The 23,431-nt window shown below is 42.6% G+C and carries 24 protein-coding genes, 19 tRNA genes and 3 rRNA genes; 36 read left to right on the top strand and 10 right to left on the bottom strand.

The genetic code is table 11. The features are described 5' to 3' along the window. The first annotated feature begins 87 nt into the window (after nucleotides 1-87). The 23 genes from NSQ62_RS19995 (at nucleotide 88) to NSQ62_RS19885 (ending at nucleotide 8,041) form a co-directional block, all read left to right on the top strand. Nucleotides 88-636 carry an AAA family ATPase gene (locus tag NSQ62_RS19995; RefSeq protein WP_341321789.1) on the top strand — a complete coding sequence of 183 codons (549 nt, stop codon included), beginning with the start codon at nucleotides 88-90 and terminating at the stop codon, nucleotides 634-636. A 656-nt stretch (nucleotides 637-1,292) separates the two neighbouring features. Continuing rightward, nucleotides 1,293-2,847, top strand: a 16S ribosomal RNA gene (locus NSQ62_RS19990). Nucleotides 2,848-3,158: 311 nt separating this feature from the next. Beyond that, nucleotides 3,159-6,086 (top strand): 23S ribosomal RNA (locus NSQ62_RS19985). A 65-nt stretch (nucleotides 6,087-6,151) separates the two neighbouring features. Beyond that, a 5S ribosomal RNA gene (gene rrf / locus NSQ62_RS19980) occupies nucleotides 6,152-6,267 on the top strand. The 16S, 23S and 5S rRNA genes sit together here with 19 tRNA genes alongside, the layout of an rRNA operon. A 43-nt stretch (nucleotides 6,268-6,310) precedes the next feature. Continuing rightward, nucleotides 6,311-6,394 (top strand) — tRNA-Tyr (locus NSQ62_RS19975). Between the two features lie 9 nt (nucleotides 6,395-6,403). Next, a tRNA-Trp gene (locus NSQ62_RS19970) sits at nucleotides 6,404-6,477 on the top strand. A 28-nt stretch (nucleotides 6,478-6,505) separates the two neighbouring features. Next, nucleotides 6,506-6,581, top strand: a tRNA-His gene (locus NSQ62_RS19965). 25 nt (nucleotides 6,582-6,606) lie between these two features. Further along, nucleotides 6,607-6,681: transfer RNA gene (locus NSQ62_RS19960), tRNA-Gln, on the top strand. Nucleotides 6,682-6,696: 15 nt separating this feature from the next. After that, nucleotides 6,697-6,772 (top strand) — tRNA-Lys (locus NSQ62_RS19955). 51 nt (nucleotides 6,773-6,823) lie between these two features. Continuing rightward, nucleotides 6,824-6,895, top strand: a tRNA-Gly gene (locus NSQ62_RS19950). A gap of 8 nt (nucleotides 6,896-6,903) precedes the next feature. Further along, nucleotides 6,904-6,992: transfer RNA gene (locus tag NSQ62_RS19945), tRNA-Leu, on the top strand. Nucleotides 6,993-6,999: 7 nt separating this feature from the next. Next, a tRNA-Arg gene (locus NSQ62_RS19940) sits at nucleotides 7,000-7,076 on the top strand. Nucleotides 7,077-7,095: 19 nt separating this feature from the next. Beyond that, a tRNA-Pro gene (locus NSQ62_RS19935) sits at nucleotides 7,096-7,172 on the top strand. Nucleotides 7,173-7,178: 6 nt separating this feature from the next. Beyond that, nucleotides 7,179-7,254 (top strand) — tRNA-Ala (locus tag NSQ62_RS19930). Between the two features lie 20 nt (nucleotides 7,255-7,274). Further along, a tRNA-Met gene (locus tag NSQ62_RS19925) sits at nucleotides 7,275-7,348 on the top strand. A gap of 10 nt (nucleotides 7,349-7,358) precedes the next feature. Beyond that, nucleotides 7,359-7,451, top strand: a tRNA-Ser gene (locus tag NSQ62_RS19920). A gap of 30 nt (nucleotides 7,452-7,481) precedes the next feature. Then, nucleotides 7,482-7,556: transfer RNA gene (locus NSQ62_RS19915), tRNA-Met, on the top strand. A 3-nt stretch (nucleotides 7,557-7,559) separates the two neighbouring features. Next, nucleotides 7,560-7,635: transfer RNA gene (locus NSQ62_RS19910), tRNA-Asp, on the top strand. Nucleotides 7,636-7,643: 8 nt separating this feature from the next. Next, a tRNA-Phe gene (locus NSQ62_RS19905) sits at nucleotides 7,644-7,719 on the top strand. Between the two features lie 3 nt (nucleotides 7,720-7,722). Further along, a tRNA-Gly gene (locus NSQ62_RS19900) sits at nucleotides 7,723-7,796 on the top strand. Nucleotides 7,797-7,806: 10 nt separating this feature from the next. Then, nucleotides 7,807-7,883, top strand: a tRNA-Ile gene (locus NSQ62_RS19895). 9 nt (nucleotides 7,884-7,892) lie between these two features. Further along, nucleotides 7,893-7,968, top strand: a tRNA-Asn gene (locus NSQ62_RS19890). Between the two features lies 1 nt (nucleotide 7,969). After that, nucleotides 7,970-8,041, top strand: a tRNA-Glu gene (locus tag NSQ62_RS19885). A 21-nt stretch (nucleotides 8,042-8,062) separates the two neighbouring features. Here NSQ62_RS19885 and NSQ62_RS19880 read toward each other — a convergent pair. After that, the gene (locus tag NSQ62_RS19880) at nucleotides 8,063-8,332 is read right to left on the bottom strand and encodes a GNAT family N-acetyltransferase (RefSeq protein ID WP_341321788.1); all 270 of its coding nucleotides are present in this window, start codon (nucleotides 8,330-8,332) and stop codon (nucleotides 8,063-8,065) included. A 233-nt stretch (nucleotides 8,333-8,565) separates the two neighbouring features. Here NSQ62_RS19880 and NSQ62_RS19875 point away from each other — a divergent pair, with 233 nt between their 5' ends. The 4 genes from NSQ62_RS19875 to NSQ62_RS19860 all read left to right on the top strand — a co-directional run bounded on the left by NSQ62_RS19875 (nucleotide 8,566) and on the right by NSQ62_RS19860 (nucleotide 11,771). Continuing rightward, nucleotides 8,566-9,627 (top strand): PQQ-dependent sugar dehydrogenase, encoded by a 1,062-nt coding sequence (locus NSQ62_RS19875; RefSeq protein ID WP_341321787.1) that lies wholly within the window; start codon nucleotides 8,566-8,568, stop codon nucleotides 9,625-9,627. A 55-nt stretch (nucleotides 9,628-9,682) separates the two neighbouring features. Continuing rightward, nucleotides 9,683-10,498, top strand: coding sequence for an MBL fold metallo-hydrolase (locus NSQ62_RS19870; RefSeq protein ID WP_341321786.1), 816 nt, complete (start codon nucleotides 9,683-9,685; stop codon nucleotides 10,496-10,498). Nucleotides 10,499-10,625: 127 nt separating this feature from the next. Next, complete coding sequence (locus NSQ62_RS19865) at nucleotides 10,626-11,096, top strand: GNAT family N-acetyltransferase (protein WP_341321785.1); 471 nt, start codon at nucleotides 10,626-10,628, stop codon at nucleotides 11,094-11,096. Then, nucleotides 11,097-11,771, top strand: a complete 675-nt coding sequence (locus tag NSQ62_RS19860) for an HAD family hydrolase (protein WP_341321784.1) — start codon at nucleotides 11,097-11,099, stop codon at nucleotides 11,769-11,771. It abuts the gene before it with no gap. A 30-nt stretch (nucleotides 11,772-11,801) separates the two neighbouring features. Here the strand turns inward: NSQ62_RS19860 and NSQ62_RS19855 are convergent, their stop codons facing one another. The 4 genes from NSQ62_RS19855 to NSQ62_RS19840 form a co-directional block, all read right to left on the bottom strand. Next, the gene (locus tag NSQ62_RS19855; protein ID WP_341321783.1) at nucleotides 11,802-12,770 is read right to left on the bottom strand and encodes a threonine/serine dehydratase; all 969 of its coding nucleotides are present in this window, start codon (nucleotides 12,768-12,770) and stop codon (nucleotides 11,802-11,804) included. Further along, nucleotides 12,767-13,240 carry a RidA family protein gene (locus NSQ62_RS19850; RefSeq protein ID WP_341321782.1) on the bottom strand — a complete coding sequence of 158 codons (474 nt, stop codon included), beginning with the start codon at nucleotides 13,238-13,240 and terminating at the stop codon, nucleotides 12,767-12,769. Before NSQ62_RS19850 ends, NSQ62_RS19855 begins: the two co-directional genes overlap by 4 nt. Nucleotides 13,241-13,375: 135 nt before the next feature. Further along, the gene (locus NSQ62_RS19845; protein WP_341321781.1) at nucleotides 13,376-14,401 is read right to left on the bottom strand and encodes a DUF4179 domain-containing protein; all 1,026 of its coding nucleotides are present in this window, start codon (nucleotides 14,399-14,401) and stop codon (nucleotides 13,376-13,378) included. Further along, entirely contained in the window at nucleotides 14,398-14,961 is a 564-nt protein-coding gene (locus tag NSQ62_RS19840) for a sigma-70 family RNA polymerase sigma factor (protein WP_341321780.1), read from the bottom strand. Before NSQ62_RS19840 ends, NSQ62_RS19845 begins: the two co-directional genes overlap by 4 nt. Before the next feature lie 170 nt (nucleotides 14,962-15,131). On the opposite strand from NSQ62_RS19840, the gene NSQ62_RS19835 reads away from it, so the two are divergent. From NSQ62_RS19835 to NSQ62_RS19825, 3 genes are all read left to right on the top strand, one after another. Then, entirely contained in the window at nucleotides 15,132-15,329 is a 198-nt protein-coding gene (locus tag NSQ62_RS19835; protein WP_341321779.1) for a hypothetical protein, read from the top strand. Between the two features lie 89 nt (nucleotides 15,330-15,418). After that, nucleotides 15,419-15,910, top strand: coding sequence for a tetratricopeptide repeat protein (locus tag NSQ62_RS19830; RefSeq protein WP_341321778.1), 492 nt, complete (start codon nucleotides 15,419-15,421; stop codon nucleotides 15,908-15,910). Nucleotides 15,911-15,932: 22 nt separating this feature from the next. Further along, on the top strand, nucleotides 15,933-16,502 hold the full coding sequence (locus tag NSQ62_RS19825; protein WP_341321777.1) for a histidine phosphatase family protein: 570 nt from the start codon (nucleotides 15,933-15,935) through the stop codon (nucleotides 16,500-16,502). Nucleotides 16,503-16,518: 16 nt separating this feature from the next. On the opposite strand, the gene NSQ62_RS19820 is transcribed toward NSQ62_RS19825, so the two are convergent. From NSQ62_RS19820 to lepB, 3 genes are read right to left on the bottom strand one after another with little or no spacing between them, the layout of a single operon-like run. Further along, nucleotides 16,519-16,983 (bottom strand): NUDIX domain-containing protein, encoded by a 465-nt coding sequence (locus NSQ62_RS19820; protein ID WP_341321776.1) that lies wholly within the window; start codon nucleotides 16,981-16,983, stop codon nucleotides 16,519-16,521. 13 nt (nucleotides 16,984-16,996) lie between these two features. Continuing rightward, nucleotides 16,997-17,539 (bottom strand): GNAT family N-acetyltransferase, encoded by a 543-nt coding sequence (locus NSQ62_RS19815; protein WP_341321775.1) that lies wholly within the window; start codon nucleotides 17,537-17,539, stop codon nucleotides 16,997-16,999. A 17-nt stretch (nucleotides 17,540-17,556) separates the two neighbouring features. Beyond that, entirely contained in the window at nucleotides 17,557-18,117 is a 561-nt protein-coding gene (gene lepB / locus NSQ62_RS19810; protein WP_341321774.1) for a signal peptidase I, read from the bottom strand. A 108-nt stretch (nucleotides 18,118-18,225) separates the two neighbouring features. On the opposite strand from lepB, the gene NSQ62_RS19805 reads away from it, so the two are divergent. Then, the gene (locus NSQ62_RS19805; protein ID WP_341321773.1) at nucleotides 18,226-18,603 is read left to right on the top strand and encodes a DUF4440 domain-containing protein; all 378 of its coding nucleotides are present in this window, start codon (nucleotides 18,226-18,228) and stop codon (nucleotides 18,601-18,603) included. An 18-nt stretch (nucleotides 18,604-18,621) separates the two neighbouring features. Here NSQ62_RS19805 and NSQ62_RS19800 read toward each other — a convergent pair whose 3' ends face one another. Then, on the bottom strand, nucleotides 18,622-19,794 hold the full coding sequence (locus tag NSQ62_RS19800) for an amidohydrolase (RefSeq protein ID WP_341321772.1): 1,173 nt from the start codon (nucleotides 19,792-19,794) through the stop codon (nucleotides 18,622-18,624). Between the two features lie 18 nt (nucleotides 19,795-19,812). After that, nucleotides 19,813-20,352, bottom strand: a complete 540-nt coding sequence (locus NSQ62_RS19795; protein WP_341321771.1) for a GNAT family protein — start codon at nucleotides 20,350-20,352, stop codon at nucleotides 19,813-19,815. A gap of 223 nt (nucleotides 20,353-20,575) precedes the next feature. On the opposite strand from NSQ62_RS19795, the gene NSQ62_RS19790 reads away from it, so the two are divergent. From NSQ62_RS19790 to NSQ62_RS19770, 5 genes are all read left to right on the top strand, one after another. Further along, nucleotides 20,576-20,809 carry a hypothetical protein gene (locus tag NSQ62_RS19790; RefSeq protein ID WP_341321770.1) on the top strand — a complete coding sequence of 78 codons (234 nt, stop codon included), beginning with the start codon at nucleotides 20,576-20,578 and terminating at the stop codon, nucleotides 20,807-20,809. A gap of 10 nt (nucleotides 20,810-20,819) precedes the next feature. After that, a complete protein-coding gene (locus tag NSQ62_RS19785; protein ID WP_341321769.1) occupies nucleotides 20,820-21,410 on the top strand; it encodes a DUF2441 domain-containing protein in 591 nt (196 codons plus the stop codon). 15 nt (nucleotides 21,411-21,425) lie between these two features. Next, a complete protein-coding gene (locus NSQ62_RS19780) occupies nucleotides 21,426-21,815 on the top strand; it encodes an NUDIX domain-containing protein (RefSeq protein ID WP_341321768.1) in 390 nt (129 codons plus the stop codon). Nucleotides 21,816-21,950: 135 nt separating this feature from the next. Beyond that, nucleotides 21,951-22,931 carry a M23 family metallopeptidase gene (locus tag NSQ62_RS19775; RefSeq protein ID WP_341321767.1) on the top strand — a complete coding sequence of 327 codons (981 nt, stop codon included), beginning with the start codon at nucleotides 21,951-21,953 and terminating at the stop codon, nucleotides 22,929-22,931. A gap of 16 nt (nucleotides 22,932-22,947) precedes the next feature. Beyond that, on the top strand, nucleotides 22,948-23,406 hold the full coding sequence (locus NSQ62_RS19770; RefSeq protein ID WP_341321766.1) for a DUF1648 domain-containing protein: 459 nt from the start codon (nucleotides 22,948-22,950) through the stop codon (nucleotides 23,404-23,406). Nucleotides 23,407-23,431 lie beyond the last annotated feature (25 nt).

The raw sequence follows: 23,431 nt of genomic DNA, 5'->3' as shown, positions 1-23,431 counted from the left end.
CATAAGTAGGCGATTCGCTTTTTTGTGAAATCGAGGGAATATCTAATAAATCAAAAGTTACTTTAAAATGGAAACGAGGTTAGCAAGATGATTATTATGATAAACGGAGCTTTTGGTGTTGGAAAAACGACTACAGCAGAGGCTCTTCATAAAAAAATGGAGAACAGTATGATTTACGACCCTGAAATGATAGGGGGAATGCTACGCTATGTGATTCCAAAGGATATTCAATGCACAGAGTCGATAACAGGGGATTTTCAAGATTTTTTAATGTGGAAGGAGCTTACAGTAGAGACAGCCAAACGTTTAGCGCAGCATTATCAACTCCATTTAATCGTACCGATGACTATTCGTAAACCGGAGTATTTTGAGTATATTTATAACGGCTTTAAAAATATTGATGCACATACTTATCATTTTTGTTTAACAGCAAGTAAAAAAACGATTCATGAAAGACTGAAAGAGCGCGGTGAACCAGCAGGGGCATGGTGCTTCGAGCAAACGGATACATGTTTGGTAGCTTACGAAAAATATAACTTTGGTAGCAAGATTGACGCAGAGAATAAGAGTGTCGAGGCTATTGTCGATTTTATTATGAATGAAATCCAACAGGCTCGTTCATATCAAATAAAATAGTGTCACTTCAAAAGTGAAAAAAGGGAATAGTAGGTACTAATTACAACAAAATTACCACCAAAAAAGTGAAGACATAATTATGTAAGAGGTTATTCATATTATTGAAATTGAATAGATTTACACCACCCAGTACTTTTTTTATCAATCGATTAAGTGAATCTCTAACGAAGTACTATGTTCATTTTTAGCAATTATGAATAGCTGTATGAATTGAAACTAAAAACCCCACTCTATTGATCAAGATATATTTAATGTTTTCATAAAGTTTTTTTAAAATGGCCTTTATATAGAAGAAACACGCTATATTTATTAGTTTTAGTCAGGCTATAAAATAAAAAAATACCTTTCTAATAATTTTTTGATAAAAAGTGTTGACGTTTAAGTAGATAGTATTGTAATATATTAATTGTCGCTAAGACGTAATCGAAAAAGACATAAACATCAACTGAATTGCTCAAAAAACTTTTCGAAAAAGTTATTGACAAACAAGGTTGAAAGTGTTAAATTTAAGAGGTCGCCAAAACGACAACAACATGAACCTTGAAAACTGAACAAGCAACGTTAATGAAAAACAAGTTTCTTAAATGAAACAAACAATAGATTTCAACTTTAATTAGTTGGATCGCTAGCAAAGCAAATGAGCTTTCAAACTAACTATTATGGAGAGTTTGATCCTGGCTCAGGACGAACGCTGGCGGCGTGCCTAATACATGCAAGTCGAGCGAATGATTAGAGAAGCTTGCTTCTCTCTGATTTAGCGGCGGACGGGTGAGTAACACGTGGGTAACCTACCCTATAGACTGGGATAACTTCGGGAAACCGGAGCTAATACCGGATAATACTTCGAAACACATGTTTTGAAGTTGAAAGATGGTTTCGGCTATCACTATAGGATGGACCCGCGGCGCATTAGCTAGTTGGTGAGGTAACGGCTCACCAAGGCAACGATGCGTAGCCGACCTGAGAGGGTGATCGGCCACACTGGGACTGAGACACGGCCCAGACTCCTACGGGAGGCAGCAGTAGGGAATCTTCCACAATGGACGAAAGTCTGATGGAGCAACGCCGCGTGAGTGAAGAAGGATTTCGGTTCGTAAAACTCTGTTGCAAGGGAAGAACAAGTAGCGTAGTAACTGGCGCTACCTTGACGGTACCTTGTTAGAAAGCCACGGCTAACTACGTGCCAGCAGCCGCGGTAATACGTAGGTGGCAAGCGTTGTCCGGAATTATTGGGCGTAAAGCGCGCGCAGGTGGTTCCTTAAGTCTGATGTGAAAGCCCCCGGCTCAACCGGGGAGGGTCATTGGAAACTGGGGAACTTGAGTGCAGAAGAGGATAGTGGAATTCCAAGTGTAGCGGTGAAATGCGTAGAGATTTGGAGGAACACCAGTGGCGAAGGCGACTATCTGGTCTGTAACTGACACTGAGGCGCGAAAGCGTGGGGAGCAAACAGGATTAGATACCCTGGTAGTCCACGCCGTAAACGATGAGTGCTAAGTGTTGGGGGGTTTCCGCCCCTCAGTGCTGCAGCTAACGCATTAAGCACTCCGCCTGGGGAGTACGGTCGCAAGACTGAAACTCAAAGGAATTGACGGGGGCCCGCACAAGCGGTGGAGCATGTGGTTTAATTCGAAGCAACGCGAAGAACCTTACCAGGTCTTGACATCCCATTGACCACTGTAGAGATACAGTTTTCCCTTCGGGGACAACGGTGACAGGTGGTGCATGGTTGTCGTCAGCTCGTGTCGTGAGATGTTGGGTTAAGTCCCGCAACGAGCGCAACCCTTGTTCTTAGTTGCCATCATTTAGTTGGGCACTCTAAGGAGACTGCCGGTGATAAACCGGAGGAAGGTGGGGATGACGTCAAATCATCATGCCCCTTATGACCTGGGCTACACACGTGCTACAATGGACGATACAAACGGTTGCCAACCCGCGAGGGGGAGCTAATCCGATAAAATCGTTCTCAGTTCGGATTGTAGGCTGCAACTCGCCTACATGAAGCCGGAATCGCTAGTAATCGTGGATCAGCATGCCACGGTGAATACGTTCCCGGGCCTTGTACACACCGCCCGTCACACCACGAGAGTTTGTAACACCCGAAGTCGGTGAGGTAACCTTTATGGAGCCAGCCGCCGAAGGTGGGATAGATGATTGGGGTGAAGTCGTAACAAGGTAGCCGTATCGGAAGGTGCGGCTGGATCACCTCCTTTCTAAGGATTATTTCGGAAATCTTCTCTTGGAGAAGATACTCATTAACGTTTGCTGTTCAGTTTTGAAGGTTCATTCTTAATTGAATGAGATACTTCAAAAATAAAACCTTTGCTCCTGTCGCTGCGCTATCGTCGCAAGACTGCATGAAGCAAAGTCAACGAAGCGAATCACGAAGTGGTTCAGTGTAGTTGTCTTGTTCTTTGAAAACTGGATAAAACGACATTGATAAGTAATAAACAAACAATAGATCAAGAAATTGGTCGTGCAATATCCTTAAAATCTTAAATCTTCTGATTTAAGTTTAACTTTTGGTTAAGTTAATAAGGGCGCACGGTGGATGCCTTGGCACTAGGAGTCGATGAAGGACGGCACTAACACCGATATGCCTCGGGGAGCTGTAAGTAAGCTTTGATCCGGGGATTTCCGAATGGGGGAACCCACTATCTTTAATCGGATAGTACACTCACGTGAATTCATAGCGTGTTTGAGACAGACGCAGGGAACTGAAACATCTAAGTACCTGCAGGAACAGAAAGAAAATTCGATTCCCTGAGTAGCGGCGAGCGAAACGGGAAGAGCCCAAACCAAAGAGCTTGCTCTTTGGGGTTGTAGGACACTCAATACGGAGTTACAAAAGAATGATTTAGGCGAAGCGACTTGGAAAGGTCCGCAAAATAAGGTAAAAGCCCTGTAGCCCAAAAGTTATTCCCTCCTGAGTGGATCCTGAGTACGGCGGAACACGTGAAATTCCGTCGGAATCCGGGAGGACCATCTCCCAAGGCTAAATACTACCTAGTGACCGATAGTGAACCAGTACCGTGAGGGAAAGGTGAAAAGCACCCCGGAAGGGGAGTGAAATAGATCCTGAAACCGTGTGCCTACAAGTAGTTAGAGCCCGTTAATGGGTGATAGCGTGCCTTTTGTAGAATGAACCGGCGAGTTACGATTACGTGCGAGGTTAAGTTGAGAAGACGGAGCCGCAGCGAAAGCGAGTCTGAATAGGGCGAATTAGTACGTGGTCGTAGACCCGAAACCAGGTGATCTACCCATGTCCAGGGTGAAGGTGAGGTAACACTTACTGGAGGCCCGAACCCACGCACGTTGAAAAGTGCGGGGATGAGGTGTGGGTAGCGGAGAAATTCCAATCGAACCTGGAGATAGCTGGTTCTCTCCGAAATAGCTTTAGGGCTAGCCTCGTGATTGAGAATACTGGAGGTAGAGCACTGTTTGGACTAGGGGGGCATCTCGCTTTACCGAATTCAGACAAACTCCGAATGCCAGATATTTATACACGGGAGTCAGACTGCGAGTGATAAGATCCGTAGTCAAGAGGGAAACAGCCCAGACCACCAGCTAAGGTCCCAAAGTAATCGTTAAGTGGAAAAGGATGTGGCGTTGCTTAGACAACCAGGATGTTGGCTTAGAAGCAGCCATCATTTAAAGAGTGCGTAATAGCTCACTGGTCGAGTGACGCTGCGCCGAAAATGTATCGGGGCTAAACGATTCACCGAAGCTGTGGATGCATCCGTATGGATGCGTGGTAGGAGAGCGTTCTAAGGGCGTTGAAGTCAGACCGGAAGGACTGGTGGAGCGCTTAGAAGTGAGAATGCCGGTATGAGTAGCGAAAGACGGGTGAGAATCCCGTCCACCGTATGACTAAGGTTTCCTGAGGAAGGCTCGTCCGCTCAGGGTTAGTCGGGACCTAAGCCGAGGCCGATAGGCGTAGGCGATGGACAACAGGTTGATATTCCTGTACCACCTCCTCACCGTTTGAGAAATGGGGGGACGCAGTAGGATAGGGTAAGCACGCCGTTGGTTGCGCGTGTTCAAGCAGTAAGGTGTGTATGTAGGCAAATCCGCATACTTTAACATTGAGCTGTGATGACGAGTCCGTATGGACGAAGTTCCTGATTTCACACTGCCAAGAAAAGCCTCTATCGAGGTGAGAGGTGCCCGTACCGCAAACCGACACAGGTAGTCGAGGAGAGAATCCTAAGGTGTGCGAGAGAACTCTCGTTAAGGAACTCGGCAAAATGACCCCGTAACTTCGGGAGAAGGGGTGCTCTGTTAGCGTGCAAGCGTGAGAGAGCCGCAGTGAATAGGCCCAGGCGACTGTTTAGCAAAAACACAGGTCTCTGCAAAACCGTAAGGTGACGTATAGGGGCTGACGCCTGCCCGGTGCTGGAAGGTTAAGAGGAGTGGTTAGCGCAAGCGAAGCTGCGAATTGAAGCCCCAGTAAACGGCGGCCGTAACTATAACGGTCCTAAGGTAGCGAAATTCCTTGTCGGGTAAGTTCCGACCCGCACGAAAGGCGTAACGATCTGGGCACTGTCTCAACGAGAGACTCGGTGAAATTATAGTACCTGTGAAGATGCAGGTTACCCGCGACAGGACGGAAAGACCCCGTGGAGCTTTACTGTAGCCTGATATTGAATTTTGGTACAACTTGTACAGGATAGGTAGGAGCCAGAGATCCCGGAGCGCCAGCTTCGGAGGAGGCGTCAGTGGGATACTACCCTGGTTGTATTGAACTTCTAACCCATGCCCCTTAGCGGGGTAGGAGACAGTGTCAGGCGGACAGTTTGACTGGGGCGGTCGCCTCCTAAAGAGTAACGGAGGCGCCCAAAGGTTCCCTCAGAATGGTTGGAAATCATTCGTAGAGTGTAAAGGCATAAGGGAGCTTGACTGCGAGACCTACAAGTCGAGCAGGGTCGAAAGACGGGCTTAGTGATCCGGTGGTTCCGCATGGAAGGGCCATCGCTCAACGGATAAAAGCTACCCCGGGGATAACAGGCTTATCTCCCCCAAGAGTCCACATCGACGGGGAGGTTTGGCACCTCGATGTCGGCTCATCGCATCCTGGGGCTGTAGTCGGTCCCAAGGGTTGGGCTGTTCGCCCATTAAAGCGGTACGCGAGCTGGGTTCAGAACGTCGTGAGACAGTTCGGTCCCTATCCGTCGTGGGCGTAGGAAATTTGAGAGGAGCTGTCCTTAGTACGAGAGGACCGGGATGGACACACCGCTGGTGTACCAGTTGTTCTGCCAAGAGCATCGCTGGGTAGCTATGTGTGGACGGGATAAGTGCTGAAAGCATCTAAGCATGAAGCCCCCCTCAAGATGAGATTTCCCATTACGCAAGTAAGTAAGACCCCTGAAAGACGATCAGGTAGATAGGTTCGAGGTGGAAGCGCAGTGATGTGTGGAGCTGACGAATACTAATCGGTCGAGGACTTAACCACAATTTATGAACATCAATGAAACGTTTATCCAGTTTTGAAAGAATAAATTCTTTCAACTTAATAAGTGAAGTGACGATGGCAAAGAGGTCACACCTGTTCCCATACCGAACACAGAAGTTAAGCTCTTTAGCGCCGATGGTAGTTGGGGGTTTCCCCCTGTGAGAGTAGGACGTCGCTTCGCTTATTTTTTAATGCTCTAAATGCTCTGATAAGTATTTTATGTCGGAGGGGTAGCGAAGTGGCTAAACGCGGCGGACTGTAAATCCGCTCCTTAGGGTTCGGCGGTTCGAATCCGTCCCCCTCCACCATTTATTTATAGGGGCATAGTTTAAAGGTAGAACTACGGTCTCCAAAACCGTCAGTGTGGGTTCAATTCCTACTGCCCCTGCCAATTTCAAATAAATACAATAATTATAATGGCGGTTGTGGCGAAGTGGTTAACGCACCGGATTGTGATTCCGGCATTCGTGGGTTCAATTCCCATCAGTCGCCCCATTTATTTTAATAAATAACTTATTGTTGGGGTATAGCCAAGCGGTAAGGCAACGGATTTTGATTCCGTCATGCCCTGGTTCGAATCCAGGTTCCCCAGCCATTCTCTTTTAATAAAGAGCCATTAGCTCAGTTGGTAGAGCATCTGACTTTTAATCAGAGGGTCGAAGGTTCGAGTCCTTCATGGCTCACCAGTTTTTTATAAAATTACATAACTTGTCAGTATAAAAATATCTTGCATTTTTGCGGAAGTAGTTCAGTGGTAGAACACCACCTTGCCAAGGTGGGGGTCGCGAGTTCGAACCTCGTCTTCCGCTTCAAATATGCCGGGGTGGCGGAACTGGCAGACGCACAGGACTTAAAATCCTGCGGTGAGTGATCACCGTGCCGGTTCGATTCCGGCCCTCGGCACCATTTTTACGCGCTCGTAGCTCAATTGGATAGAGCATCTGACTACGAATCAGAAGGTTGTAGGTTCAAGTCCTGTCGAGCGCACCAATATATGTTTTGACAAATTCGGAATGTAGCTCAGCTTGGTAGAGCACTTGGTTTGGGACCAAGGGGTCGTAGGTTCGAATCCTGTCATTCCGACCATTTTATGGGGCCTTAGCTCAGCTGGGAGAGCGCCTGCCTTGCACGCAGGAGGTCAGCGGTTCGATCCCGCTAGGCTCCACCAATTTTTTCATAACTTTATATGGCTGCCTAGCTCAGCTGGCTAGAGCATTCGGTTCATACCCGAAAGGTCGTGGGTTCGACTCCCTCGGCAGCCATCTTTATTTCGGAGGTATACCCAAGTTCGGCTGAAGGGATCGGTCTTGAAAACCGACAGGCGGGTAACACCGCGCGGGGGTTCGAATCCCTCTACCTCCTCCATTTTAATTTCATAAGTTTTAATAGTATTGTCGCGGGGTGGAGCAGTGGTAGCTCGTCGGGCTCATAACCCGAAGGTCACAGGTTCAAGTCCTGTCCCCGCAACCAAATGGTCCCGTGGTGTAGCGGTTAACATGCCTGCCTGTCACGCAGGAGATCGCCGGTTCGATCCCGGTCGGGACCGCCATTTTTTGTGGGTTTGTAGCTCAGTTGGTAGAGCATTAGATTGAAGCTCTAAGTGTCGGCGGTTCGATTCCGTCCAAACCCACCATTTGCGGGTGTAGTTTAGTGGTAAAACCTCAGCCTTCCAAGCTGATGTTGTCGGTTCGATTCCGATCACCCGCTCCAGTTTTATTTGGGGCCTATAGCTCAGCTGGTTAGAGCGCACGCCTGATAAGCGTGAGGTCGATGGTTCGAGTCCATTTAGGCCCACCATATAATTGTTCCGAAGTAGCTCAGTTGGTAGAGCATCCGGCTGTTAACCGGCAGGTCGCAGGTTCGAGTCCTGCCTTCGGAGCCATGGCCCGTTGGTCAAGCGGTTAAGACACCGCCCTTTCACGGCGGTAACACGAGTTCGATTCTCGTACGGGTCATTCACAGGCGTATAGCAGAGGCTATGCGCTTTTTTCTTTTGCTAAGAATAATTGTCGGTAAAAATGGTAGAACCAAAGTCGCCCATTCGGGGGGTGTCTTTGGTTCTTTTTTGTTAAAGGAGCAAGCTCATATAAATTATTTACAAATTGTCCATCAATCCACAAAGAATCTCTTTTGATGCCTTCTTCTTTAAAGCCCATTTTTCTATAAAGATGAATTGCTTGATGATTGTGTTCGATAACCGTTAATTCTAAGCGATGTAGCTGCTGTTGTTTCGCCCAGTGTATCACATACTCAAATACCGGTGCCTTTTCCGCGACTAAGGCTGTGTACGCCTATTGCAACGGATGTTTTGCCATTAGTTGTTCAGTTTACCGATAAGGATACAACAGTTGAGGATATGAAAAAAGGTGGTTTTTAAGGTCTTTCCCTATGCAACGCGCTTGGTTACATAGGGAAAGGCTTTTTATTGTTATTGATTACATAATTTTCTGTAAAATGAGCACTACAGGAGGTGATTGGGTTGAAGAAGTTGATAGGTAGTATATGCATTGTACTGTTATTAGGTAGCTGTGGAATCGATGATAAGGATACGGGTGAAGAACAGATACAGGAGATGGATGGACGGCAACTAGAAGTCATTGTAGATCATTTACAGGCTCCATGGGCAATTAACAAGCACGAGGACGTTTTTTATATAACAGAGCGTGCAGGAGAGATTGTACGTGTTCAAAATGGGGAATTGTCGCGTCAGGATGTGTTATTTGAGCAACAACTATCTGACGCTGCAGAAGCAGGGCTACTAGGTTTTGTATTAGCACCGAATTTTGCTGATACGAATCAAGCGTTTGCCTATTACACATATAATAAAGATGGTAAGTTGTTGAACCGTGTTGTGTTGTTGCAGCTAGTTGAAGAGGTGTGGCATGAGCGACTGCTGTTAATCGATGAAATTCCGAGTGGGACCTATCATCACGGAGGGCGCTTAAAAATTGGGCCGGATCATAAGCTATATATAACAACGGGAGATGCATCGAATCCAGAGCTGGCGCAAAATAAGGATTCACTTGCTGGAAAGATTTTGCGCGTGAATTTAGATGGCTCCATTCCAGAGGATAATCCATTTAAAAACTCCATGATTTATAGTTATGGGCACAGAAACCCGCAAGGACTGGCTTGGACGCCAGAGGGAGTAATGTACGCAACCGAGCATGGGCAAAGTGCAAATGATGAAGTGAATGAAATAAAGCCAGGTGAAAATTATGGCTGGCCGGATATTGAAGGAGCGGAAAAGCAAGATGGGCTGTTGACACCGTTATTTACATCGGGGAAGGATCATACGTGGGCGCCGTCTGGAGTGGCTTATGATCAAGACATGCTTTATGTGGCAGCACTAAGAGGTACCGCACTATTGGCGTTTGATTTGAAAACAAGTAAAGTACGTGAAGTCGTGAATGATGTAGGCCGAATTCGTGATGTATGGATTGAAGAGGATACGTTGTACTTTATAACGAATAATACAGACGGGCGTGGACAGCAAAGTACAACAGATGATCACCTATATAAATTAATATTGGTGGAATAATTGACGGCTCTCCATTTTAAGGTAATGTCAAATGAGTTATAGAAGGGGCTAATAGATGATAAAAAAATTAATGTATCTTTTTATGCTATTGCCATTAACCGCATGTAGCGGGCAGGCGATGATTGTCTCAGATGATTTTATTGTACATGCCTTTAAAGTAGGTAAGGCGGATAGCTTACTAATTTCCCATCAAGGCGAGTATGTATTGATTGATACAGGGGAAGAAGATGACGGAGAAAAGATTTTGCGCCATTTGCAGTCGAACAATATTAACAAGCTAAAGGCATTAGTTATTACACATTACGATAAGGACCATGTTGGTGGTGCGGATTCTCTTGTAAATGCGTTAGATATTGAACATGTGTATGTGCCGAACTATGAAAGTGATAGTAAACAAACGCGTGAATTTTTACAGGCGATTGATAATAAGCAATTAGTACTTGAAAAAATTACGGGAATAAGTGAGCTTACGGTTGGAGAGGTAAAGGGGGAGATGTATCCAACGATGCAAACGATGGAGGGGGATAATGATCATTCTTTAGTCATTAGTTTACGACACGGGGATACTGGTTTTTTGTTTGCAGGTGATATAGAAGCGCCGCGGATTGCGGAGCTTTTAATGGATACGGCGATTCGCATGCCACACACGTTTTTAAAGGTACCACACCATGGCCGGTTTAATGAGCAAACGACCGCGCTTATTGAAGCGGTGAGGCCTATGTATGCACTCATTACGAGTTCTGATAAAAATCCTGAACATGATGAAACTGTGGCGGCATTAGAAGCAGTAAATGCTCATATTTTTACGACGCGGAAAGGCGATATAGAATTTCATTCAGATGGGGGAGAAATAACGGTACGTGAGGATTGATGGGTGATATAAAGAAAGATAGCTAAAAACGGCGCATAGACGAGTAATGAAATTAAAAAAAGGATAATCTTATTTTGTATTTTAATATATAATATGTTATTTTTATACAAATGAAGGAGGTCCTGAAATGCTTAATATAATTAGAAGGGTGAGCGATTCACAGCAAATATTGGAGGTGATTCATGCAGCGTTTAAACGTTATGAACAAGAGCAAATGCCGTCGAGTGCCTTAGTGGAATCAAAAGTAACAATTGAACAGGAGCTTTTGGATGGTGTGTTGATGTTTGGCGCGGAAAGGGATGCGCAGCTAGTAGGGGTTGTAAAAGTGACATCTAATAAAGATCATGTTTATTTTTCAAGGTTAGCGGTGCTACCTGAATTTCAGAAGCAGGGCATTGCGCGTTTGCTTGTAAAGTTTGTGGAACAGTTCGCCAAAAAAGAGCAAATGCGAACTGTACGCTGTAAGGTTCGTAAATCTGAAGAGGATAATATTCGCCTCTATAAAAATCTTGGATTTCATATTGCAAAAGAGGAATTTACGCCGAGCCCGCTTGGTTTTATGGTGGAGACAGTGACGATGGATAAAGAGGTGAATTAGATGAAAGCGATACTATTTGATTTAGATGGGACGTTATTAAACCGAGATGCGTCGGTAAGCGTTTTTGTGGAAAAGCAATATGAGCGTTTACATAACTATGTGGGGCACATCTCAAAGCAACAATATACCCGACGCTTTACCGAACTCGATCAGCGAGGTTATGTTTGGAAGGACAAGGTATATGCACAACTTGTTCAAGAATTTGCGCTGACAACAATCACGTCTGAGCAGCTATTAGAAGATTATGTGCAGCATTTTAAATATAGCTGTGTAGCATTTCCAAATTTAGTTGAAATGCTAGCAACTTTAAAGCGGGCGGGTTATAAGTTAGGCATGATTACAAATGGTTTTGGTCAATTTCAAATGGACAATATAAGGGCATTACAAATCGAATCGTTTTTTGATGTTATTTTAGTATCGGAGTGGGAGGGGCTGAAAAAGCCGGATGAGCGGATTTTCTTAAAGGCGTTAGAGCAGTTGCAAGTAGCGCCTTGTGCAAGTATTTTTGTTGGGGACCATCCTGAAAACGATGTAAAAGCAGCGAGGTATGTGGGGATGAAAGGTGTTTGGAAAAAGGATGCTGGATGGCATGATGTACTAGCAGATGCGGTGATTGAGGATTTACTCGAACTATTACCCGTACTCGAAACCTTTAAAGAAGGCGCCACTAACTAAATGTTGTTAGTGGCATTTTCGCTTCATTATTTATTGAACAAATGTAGTTGTATCTACAATGAGCTTATCTACGTGTTCAATATCTACATTGCCACCAGAAATCAGTGTGACGATGTTCTTTCCTTGTAGATTGAGCTTCCCATAAAGCGCAGCTGCAATGGTTGTAGCGCTGGATGGTTCGATTAGCTGTTTGGTGCGTTCGAGTACAATGCTAAAGGCCATGCGGATTTCCTCTTCACTGACGAGTACGAGGTCATCTAAATATTTTGATAAAACCGGGAATGTTAAATCGCCTGGTTGGTTTGTGCGGAGGCCATCTGCTATCGTGTTTGTTGCGGGAATTGCCGTGATTTTTTTGTTTTGTAGTGATAAATAGGTGTCATTCGCAAGTTCAGGTTCAACGCCAATAATTTGAATGGCTGGATTTGTTTCTTTGACGGCTGTTAAAATACCTGAAATCAACCCACCACCGCCAATTGGTACAACTATGGCATCAATATTTGAGAGCTGCTGTAAAATTTCAAGACCGACTGTCCCTTGACCGGCCATAATAAGCGGGTCATCGTAAGGGGGAATATAGACACCGTTTTGCTCAGTGGCGATTTGCTGCGCTCTTGGCAAACGCTCACCAGATGTGGTACCACATTTTTCAACGAGCCCACTATAGCCAGTGATGGCATTAATTTTGCACTGACTCGCATTTTCGGGTACAACAATCGTTGAAGGGATACCATATCGATTTGCCACGTAGGCAACGGCCTGACCGTGATTACCTGATGAAGCTGTTGTGACGTACTCGGCACCGTTTTCAATTGCATGAATACCCATATTACTTGCTCCACGTATTTTAAAGGAACCTGTTTTTTGCAGGTGCTCCGCTTTTAAAAAGAGCTGATTGCCGCACAATTTCGACAGCTGCTCCGATTGAAGAATAGGCGTTTCATAGACAACCTGTTGTATGCGCGTTCGTGCTTCTTGAATATCCTTTAATGTAATCATCGGTTCTCTCCTTTAAGCGCAATGATAAAATCAATTTCAACTGGCGTGTTACTTGGTAGAGTGGCTACGCCAACCGCAGTCCGCGCGTGACGTCCTTTTTCACCAAAGATCTTCTCAAGTAAAGCAGAAGCGGCATCTAGCACTTTCGATGGCTCGTAAAAGTTTGGTACTACTTGAACATAGCCTGTTAATTTTAAAATTTGTTCAACTTGGTCTAAGGAACCTATCTGTGCTTTTAAACAGCTAAGCGCTTTAAGTACACAGTATTCCGCGAGTTCCGCGGCCTGCTCGATTGTAACGTCTTGTCCGACTTTACCAGGGAACGGAATCTGTCCATTAATGCGCGGTACTTGTCCGCTAATGTAAGCGACATTTTGATGAATGGTTACAGGAACATAGTGATAAAGTGGAGGTGTTGCTTCAGGTAGCTGTAAGCCTAATTCGTGTAGGCGTTGTTCGATAATACTCACGTAAAAACTCCTCTCGATGTGAAAACGCATTTTTAGTATTTCAATAAAGTTTGTCTGAAATCCTTCTTTTTCGGAAATCAAGGGGAGGAAGCAATAAAAACAACGCTACAAGAAGTTTGCAACGTTGACGTACAGTTATTTTGTTAGTTCAATCACAATTGAATCAAGCTGAATTTTTTCATGCCCACGTCCATTTTCTAAGCTAGCAATGGCTGTTGGCTCAATAAATAACTTTGTTGCACCATCTTTAATTGCGCCAAAGTAAGTTGTACCGGTAAATGTTATAAAGTCGTCAGAAGTTGAACCACCACCACCTAAACCATCTACGTAAATGTTGCCTAAATCGTCCTTTACTGTAAGGGTAGGTGTAACAGATAGCCACTCTTTGCGTAAGTCCTCACTTGCAAATTGTGTATAGGCTAAAACGGTAGAGACATCCGTAAACTCGATTGAATTTAATGTCAGACTTACTTGCTCATTTTTTACGGTTTCATTTACTGTAACAACAGTGCCATCTACACGATTGAGCGAGAAGTTAAATGACCAATCTCCCTTCACTTCCAGAAGAGTTTCGTAATTATAAAAAGCTTTTGGCTTAAAAGATACTTCAATTGTTTCAGGGTTTATGCCGGTTTTAAAGGTAGGTGTGAATTCAGCGACACCGACATAGTGTGTATCATCGATTTGAATAATATAATCACTACCTCTTATCGCAATGGCATCTTTAACATCAAACCAATTGCCCCCACTAACGCCAATGGATTTTCCTAAGTCTTTTTCTGTTTCCAAAGCATAAGAAACAATAATATTCGTGCCATCATACACAGCATGATCGATTAAAATCGAAACGCCATTGTCCGAGTCGACAAGGCTTAAATCATCGGAGAACAGTTCGAAATTTGTATATTGTCCGTAATCGTCATTAAAGTAGCTCATGACATTATTCATAAACGGAATTTGAGCGGCGACAGATGGGAAGGCAAATGTTGTCACAGTAGTAGCACTAATAAGTAGTACAGCTGCCACGCCAATTGACTTCCAAAGTGGCGTTTTTTTACGTTTTTTAAGTATGTGTTGTTTCACACGTTGTTTTTCAAGTTCTGTTACAGGTTCTATTTCTAAGTGATCGATGTCGAGCTCCATCCATTCTTTCATACTCATATAAAGCGCTCCTTTAAACTGTCATGTTGTGCGAGTTCCTTTTTCCCTCGGTATAAGCGATTATCTACAGCGGCCTTTGTTAGTCCGAGCGTATCGGCAATTTCGTTATTTGTTAGCTCTAAATAATATTTCATAATAAAAATATGGCGATCAAGCTCAGCTAATTGACTGAGTGCAAACAGCAGCTCGTTTTTTTGTTCACGCTCGAGTATTTTATGTTCGGTCGTGTAGCTTGTTTGCTGCTGTGGTAATACTGCATCGGATTGCTCACGAGCGGCACGTTTTTCATATTGTCGGTAGCGGTCGATTGCTTTATATTTCGTAATCATGCCAATCCATTTTTTAAAGTCCTCTGTGTTCCCTTGAAATTGCACGGCATTTTGCCAAACGCTTAAAAACACATCATTGATGCATTCGTCTATATCTTGCTTGGACTGGGTATGCAAAATTTTATGCGCGATGGCTTTTACAAGTGGCATGTAAGTATCGATAATATAATCAAGGGCATCTTCCTTTTGTTTTTTTAATCGATCGATAAAATTATTCGGTGAACTTTTCATAGGCTAGGCTCCTTAATTTAGTGAAAAAGCTTTTTCATAGAGTACAACGAAGCGAGTATAAATTTATTCTCATTATTTTTTAGTGGATAGGAAAGTATAACCTTTTTCAAGGAAATCCACATAAGAAAAAACAATTCCGCAATGAAAATAATTCGATAAAGGAGCTAGTAATGGTGACTAATAAGCAATTGATACAGCTTCGTCCAATAACAATGGCCGATTTTACAGCGGTTTTAATATGGAGTAAGGACGATACTTTTTGTTTAGCAAACGGTTGGGAAACAAATCGTGATGAACAGGAGCTGAACGAGTGGTGGATGCATTGTGTGACGAATAAGGCGACGGATTTTAAGCGCATTGGGATTTAAGAAGTAAGTAGAAATGGAACTGAGCACTATTTAGGGATGGATAGTGTACTTATTCAATACGAAATGATTTATAAGTAGGAGGTATTTCTATGTCAGCTACAGAAACACTAAATCAAGCAATACAATATCGAAAAGAAAATAAATTAAAGGAATCAAATAAATTACTTGTGGCATTAGCCAATGAATATCCCAATGATGCTTATATAAACTATCAATGCGCATGGAGTTGTGATTGTCTAGGGGAAGAAACACAGGCTGTTCCGTATTATGAAATCGCGATTCAAGGAGATTTACAAAAAGACGATTTACACGGTGCGTATTTAGGATTAGGTAGTACATACCGCGCGCTCGGAGAGTACGAGAAATCAAAGAATATTTTTGAAAAGGCTATCCATCAGTTTCCCGAAGATGAGTCATTAAAAGTGTTTTATGCCATGACACTCCATAATTTACGGCAGCATAGTGAAGCAATGGAGCTACTGTTAAAATGCATTACAAGCACGACAAGGGACGATGCGATTTTAACGTATAAGCGGGCGATTGAATTTTATGCGGACAAGTTAGATGAAACATGGAGATAATTTGAAAAAGGAGTTCCTGAAAATGGAAATATGTTTAGTAAGACATGGTGAAACGGACTGGAATAAAGCAGGAAAGTTGCAAGGACATACGGATATTGAATTAAATGAGAACGGCTTAAAGCAGGCAGAACAATGCGCGCAATTTTTAAAGGGAAGTGGTTACGAAATCGTGCTGACAAGTCCCTTGAAACGTGCAAAGCAAACGGCGCAAATCATTGCGCAAAACAATGCATTACCAATTATCGAAGCGCCATTATTTATTGAACGCAATTACGGACAGGCAGAGGGTATGAGCTACGAAAAGCGTATAGAAAAATTCCCTAACCGTAATTACCCGAATCAAGAAACGAAAGAGGCTTTAAGAGAGCGTGTAATAAAGGGATTAAAACAAATTAGAGAACAGCGAAGTGAGAAAAAAATTATTTTAGTCGCACATGGAGGGGTCATTAATTGTATTTTAGCGGTGCTCTCTAACGATGAAATTGGTTCGGGTAAAACGAAGCTAGCGAATGCTTGTTTATCGGAAATTATTTATGAAAAGAATGTATGGGCCATTAAAAGCTTTAATGAAATCACGCATTTACCTATATAAAAAATAAGAGGTATGCTTACAAGCGATACCTCTTATTTAAATCCCGGTTCACAATATGCACAACGCCTACATCATCCTTATGTATAAGTTGCGCAAGCGCTTGGGGTTTTAATTGGTGGATTTCTGTTTTCGGTAACCAGTACAATTTCTGGTCGTCATAATCAATGCCGACATACGTTTCTTTATACGGAATGGTGCCTCGGTAAACGTATAAGATTTCATGACAGGTAGTTTCTAGTGTAAAGAAATTTTCAATGATCGCGAATAGCTGCATATTTTCTAGATTTTCGCCTGTTTCCTCGTATAGCTCACGAATAGCGGCATCATTACTCGATTCATCAAATTTTACGCGTCCACCAGGTAAGGTAATAAGATTGTTTGGAAATTCGCTGACGAGTATGTTTTCTTCGTGTTCAATCCAAATAGCAACACGAATATTCAGCTTTCCGTCAGTTAAGGAAATTGTTAAATCTTGTGTCATGAAAGTGCCTCCTTTACGAAAGGTCCGCTTCTTCTCGGATCATCGAATACATTTTTAAATCATAATAAGTGCCTTTAGAAAGTTTTGCCTTACGCATTGTTCCTTCATATACCATGCCAGCCTTTTGCATGACGCGCTCAGAGCCAATATTTTCAGTGAAACAACGAGCTTGAATGCGTTCTAAGTGGAGTTCTGTAAAGCCGTAATGAAGTATCGCCTTTGCGGCTTCACTCATATAGCCCTTGCCCCAGTAAAGATGTGATAACGCATAACCGATTTCGCCAATACGTTCTTTTTTGTCGAGCATGACATAATCAATCGTGCCGATAAATTCATCAGAGTCCTTTAATGTAACAGCCCATGCATAATTTTCTTGCTCATATTTATCAATCATAAACTGTAAAAACCGCTTCGTTTGTTCAGGCGATGTATGCGAATCCCATAGCACATATTTTGTTACGTCATCGTTTGATGCGTAGATATACATTTCGTCGGCATCTTCAATTTTTAATTTACGTAATACGAGACGTTCGGTTTCTAGTATAGGAAAGTTCATTGTTGTCACCTCCAAATTTAATTTACTAAGCCTATGTCAGTAAACGGATAAATGCGAATATGCGCTTTACCGAGAATCTGATCTTTAGCAACTAATCCGACACGTGGGTCACGGCTATCACTGCTTTTGCGGCGGTTATCACCTAAAACTAAATAATAATCTTCAGGGATTTTTGCAGCATCTGTCAGTTGCTCTAATGTGAAGTCATACGTTAAATCGCCAAAGCCATTTAATTCAGATTTAAACTTTGCTAAATAAGGCTCCTCCAATTTCTCACCATTTACATACAGTTCGTCATTTTTATAAGCGATATGATCACCTGGTAAACCAATAATACGCTTTATGAAATTTCGTTCATCAGGTGCTTTAAAAACGATAATATCAAAACGATCTAAATCCGAAATGGTCTTTCCGATTTTATTGACAATGACGCGATCACCATTTTCATATGTAGGCATCATCGAGGCACCATCTACCGTAATGGGGGAAAAAATAAACGAACGAATCCCAATAACAAATACAGCCGTTAACACAATAACTTTTAACCATTCAACAAGTTCATTTTTTTCTTTTTTCAAATTTGCCACCTCCATTTCAAATTAATTATTCGAATATTATAAATTTTAGTTGTCTTTACAAAGATTAACAAGTAAAATCGGGATAAATCTTTTAAAGGGGGTCATTTTATGGATTTGAAGCACCATATCAAAAAGTTAGAGGAAAGTCATATTAAGCCTGATGTGCGAGAGAGTGCTGAAAAATTAGATGCAGTGTTAGCCGATGAATTTTTTGAAATTGGTAGCTCAGGATATATATATGATAAAAAAGAATGTTTAGAAACAGGTGTGGTGTTGTCGGAAATGTCTTTGCATAACTTTGAGCTCTATCCATTAGCCGAGGGCGTTGTGCTTACGACGTATTTTATTGTGGATACGACGAGAAATCGTAATACATATCGCAGCTCGATTTGGAAGCTAATCGATGGACGCTGGCAGCTGTACTTCCATCAAGGGACAATTACACCATTGTCACTTGAAGAGGCATTAAAAAAGAATCTTAGTTAAACTAAGACTCTTAACGGGTTATTGAAGTACCCCATGCAATTTCAACGCTTGGATAAAAACAGTACCGGTATTAATCATCGACTGTTCATCGATATCAAACTTCGGGTGGTGATGTGGATAGACTGCATTAATGGATTCGTTGCCACCACCAACGAAGAAAAATGTACCCGGCTTCTCTTGTAAATAATACGTAAAATCCTCAGCCCCCATGCGCGGTGGTACGTTTACAACTTGTAGTTCAGGTAAATTAATGGATACCGCTTCACGCAAGGCGGCTGTTTCAGCAGGGTGGTTATACACCGCATCATAGCCACGTGTGTAGATGAAATCTAATTTGGCATCATACTGAATTTCAATGGCTCTACATAAGTTGTTGAGCTTATGTTCGACGAGATTTCGTATATCGGGATTAAACGTACGTACGGTTCCCGTTAAATAGGCTTTATCTGGAATGACATTGCCGACTGTACCGCTCTCGATTTTACCAACTGTAATAACAGCAGATTCGATTGGGTCTGTGTTACGGCTGACGATCGGCTGCACACCAAAGACGAATTGCGCGGCCGCGACAATCGGGTCAATCGTTTCGTGAGGTGATGCACCGTGTCCGCCTTTCCCTTGAATCGTGAGCTCAAAAAAATCCGCAGCAGCCATCGCATAGCCTTCGCAAAAAAGAACCGTCCCAAGTTCAGACCACGACGAAACATGCGCCCCGTAAACATAATCTACACCATCTAAACAACCGGCTTCGACCATAGCCTTTGCACCACCTGGAACGACTTCCTCCGCGAATTGATGGATGAATACAACATTGCCATGAAGTTCGTCACGCGCTTCACTTAGTGCTTTTGCGACACCAAGTAGCGCGGCCGTATGGATATCATGTCCACAAGCATGACTGACACCGTCAATTTTTGATTTGTAGCTAACATCCTTTTCATCTTGAATCGGTAGGGCATCAAAATCTGCGCGTAAAGCAATCGTAGGTCCATCCAATGTCCCTTTTAAATAGCCGACAACGCCATTACCTCCAACGTTTTCCTTCACATCAATGCCGAATGAACGTAGCTTATCAGCAATGAGCTTCGGTGTATTTACCTCTTTAAATGATAGCTCTGGATACATGTGTAAATGTCTACGGATTTGCACCATTTCATCAAAATTTGCTTGTAGCTTGTGTGCAATGCTCATTTCATCCACTCCTAAAAGTTAGTGATTAAACGCTTCCCATTCTTCGCGTAACATGCCCATCCGAATCGAGTCGTAATACTGCCCTTCATATAAACGTACTTTACGAAGACGGGCCTCCATTTGCATGCCGAGCTTTTCTCCGACACGAATCATACGCTCATTGCCTGACCATGTTGTGAAACCGACGCGTACAAGTGGCATCGTATTAAATAAATGATTGATCCATAATTTAAGTGCACGCGTTCCAATTCCGTTGCCCCAAGAGCCAGCTTCATGAAGGACGATGCCCATTTCAAGCCATTTAGAAGGCTCATGCTCCCAATAATATGAAACGATGCCGCGTACAATACCATCTACTTCAATGACCCAATAGCTATCGTCGCCAATCCAATCTTGATTCGACTTGATAAACTGATCATACGGCATAGCCTTGTGTGGATAATACGGGGCGTCCCATTTCTTCCACTCTGGCTGTTCATCTTTATAAATAAGCTCCCACAAACGTTCCAAATCGTTTTCTAAAATAGGGCGAATCGTTAATTCTTGATCTTGATACATAAATGTTGTTCCTCTTTTCAATGTAATTTTGTCTGAAGGATTGAAAAGAGCTCCGTGTCTACTTTTCAATCACCTTTACTGTGTAATTCATAGATATCAATCCTTTCATTATAGGTTAGTATCATTTTATCAGAAAATTGAGTAAAATATAAATAAATGGGAATTTATTGTTTGCTTCTGATAAAAAGGAGTGTGTAAATGAGTCGACGTAGAGGGCGAATTTTTGTATAACGGTCTTTTTCATCCGGGCGGTTCGATTACAAGGACTTCTAGATTTAATGAATTTGAGGCAAGGACCGTAAATAATCAGTTATTACAAATCGGACAAACAGGGGACGGTCCGAATTCTGATTTTACATTTTCGCTCTATCAGCCACCGATGGAACTGCTTCAAAATAGATTTACGGTGCGCTATGAAGGTCTGTATTTACATGAATATGAATTGAAATGGAAGTAGAGGTACGGCTATGAATGATCAGGAACAATATGTATATCACTTGGTAACACGTAATAAAATGCAGCTTGGTCAAATTCTTTATTTTGGTCAACATGAAAAAAATACATTGTACCGCTTCTTTTTTGAAAAGGAGCAGCGCAATATACAAGGTGAAGATGCGTTTCAGATTTTACGGAATGGCCATTCTGAAACGGGCTTACAACTATCAAAGGAAGATGCAGAGGTAGTATTAAGCTACATGGGAAGTAGTGTGCGCGGCATCCGAGAGATGATTGTAGAAATGGTGCGACTACAAGAATTTCCACATTATCCCTCGCGATTAGCCTGTTTATATGTAACGAAAAGCTATGAAGATTTATTGAAATGGAAGAAGCTATTTGAATCCTACAATCGCAAAATCCTGCAAATTGTTAAATTAAGAGTGGATGGCAACTATTTTGAAGGTGACGGTGAACAATTGCCAAAAGAAGACGGAACATCTTTCGCAAAGAAAATAGAGCAGGCACGCAACTATTGGCTAAATCACGATAATGCTGATTTAGCAGAAATGCTAGTAGACGGTACAATAGAGGTGGTAGAAATCATCGAAGAATTTGAATAAGAGGTGAAGTAGCGAGTGACAGATCGTGGCGCGGTTGTACTGATAGAACAAGGCAAGGTCGCATGTATTAGGCGTGAAAAGAAAGGACGTGTGTATTATGTATTTCCCGGTGGCAAGCAGGAGATTGGGGAGACGATTGAACAATGTGCCAAGCGTGAGGCATTCGAGGAACTGGGTGTTGAGGTGGAGGTTGGCGAGCTATTAACGACCGTGCCATTCAATGGTACACAATATTATTTTTTCGCAAAAATTATTGGTGGACAGTTTGGAACGGGGCAGGCGGAGGAATTTCTAGAATCTAATGGAGGTACATATTTGCCACTTTGGTTACCAATAAGTGAACTAGACGGTAAAACAGTAATCCCACATGAAGTGGTAACGGCTTTAAAAAGCTACCTAATTTAATGTTGTTAAAAGTAATCCGCGTCAGTTTGGGAGCGCGGATTTTTCTTTATTTCAAATTGAATAGTGGTTAGGTGAAACTTTTTCAAGCTTTACACGTAAATTAGTTAGAAAATTCTTTGTATTCGGAGGGGTTACATGGAACGTGCGGCGAATTTACAGGACAAAATTGGACAGTTATTTTTAGCACAGCAATTTGAGGAAGTCTATCAAGCGACGACTGCTGAATTTCAACACTATGTTACCTATGAGCAGTTTATTGAATTAGCGATTCCATTTGTCGAGGGGGTAGCACAATTTCAGTTAGAGTACGATGCCAATATGCCTCATGCGAGACAAAAGATTTGGTTAGATCCTAAAAAAACGAAAGCAATTGTTGTTGCATTCAATAAGGCAAACGAAATCGAAAGCTTATTTTTAACACCATTTACAACGGATAAAAAGGCTAATCAGCGTTATACGAAAAATAGCTATTATTACCCATTTAAAGGGGAATGGTTTGTGTTTTGGGGAGGCACGAATGAGCTGATTAACTATCATTACGCTTACGAATCGCAGTGTTTTGCGTATGATTTTGTAAAAGTTCAAGATGGCTGTACGTATCTTCATGCACCCGAGCACAATGAGAACTATTTTGCTTACAACGAAGAAATTGTTGCACCACTAGATGGCAAAGTAATCGAAGTAGTAGACACGATTATTGATAATATCCCTAGTCAAATGGATGAACAAAATCCCGCGGGTAACTATGTCATCATAGAGCATGCAAACAAGGAATATAGCTTACTTGCCCATTTAATTCCGAATTCGATTACAGTATGTGTTGGACAGCCTGTGAAAACAGGAGACATCATAGGGTGCTGCGGGAATTCTGGTAATTCCTCAGAGCCACATTTACATTTTCAAGTGATGGATGCACCAAGTCTCACGCAATGTAAGTCACTACGAATTCGATTCGATGATAACGGAGAGCCACTGCAAGGAGACACAGTGACGAGCGAAACGAAGCCAAAACCGAAAAAATCATTTGAAGAAAAGACGGATAAAGTCGATTTCTACGTTACATTTGTGGAAATGTTAACGTTAATTCCACGTGCAGTTTGGCAATTTTTAAAGTAGAGGAGCCGGCCTACATATGAAACTATTTAACAAATTCACACTCGCAGTATTTCTTTTCACAATTGTCTTTACTGCCATTCAGTTCCCGAACTTACCAAGTGAAGTACCGAGTCACTACAACATCATGGGAGAGGCCGATGCTTGGGCGAATAAGTGGTTCATTTTCTTTATACCACTACTAGGTTTTGGGCTTTGGTTGTTATTGGGACAGGTAGAGAAATTCCCGGAGTTTATAAATATGCCCAATGGTGGTGAGCCGCTAAATAAAGAGCAGCTCAAAAATAGCGTGGTGCTGATGTATATGATTCGCAATGAAGTGCTATTATTTATGTCGCTGTTAACGTTAAAAGAAGTATTCACAGCGATTGGCTATGCTATTAACTTAGGGGTTTGGGAGTTTGTGATTTTTGCCTTGATGATGACCGTCACGATTGTGTGGTATCTCGTGAAAAATAATAAATTAAAAACAGCGTAAAAACGGATGTGTGGGTTTGCTCACA

The organism is Solibacillus sp. FSL H8-0523 (assembly GCF_038051985.1).
Classification (GTDB): domain Bacteria; phylum Bacillota; class Bacilli; order Bacillales_A; family Planococcaceae; genus Solibacillus.
This window is presented reverse-complemented; position numbering and strand designations above follow the sequence as displayed.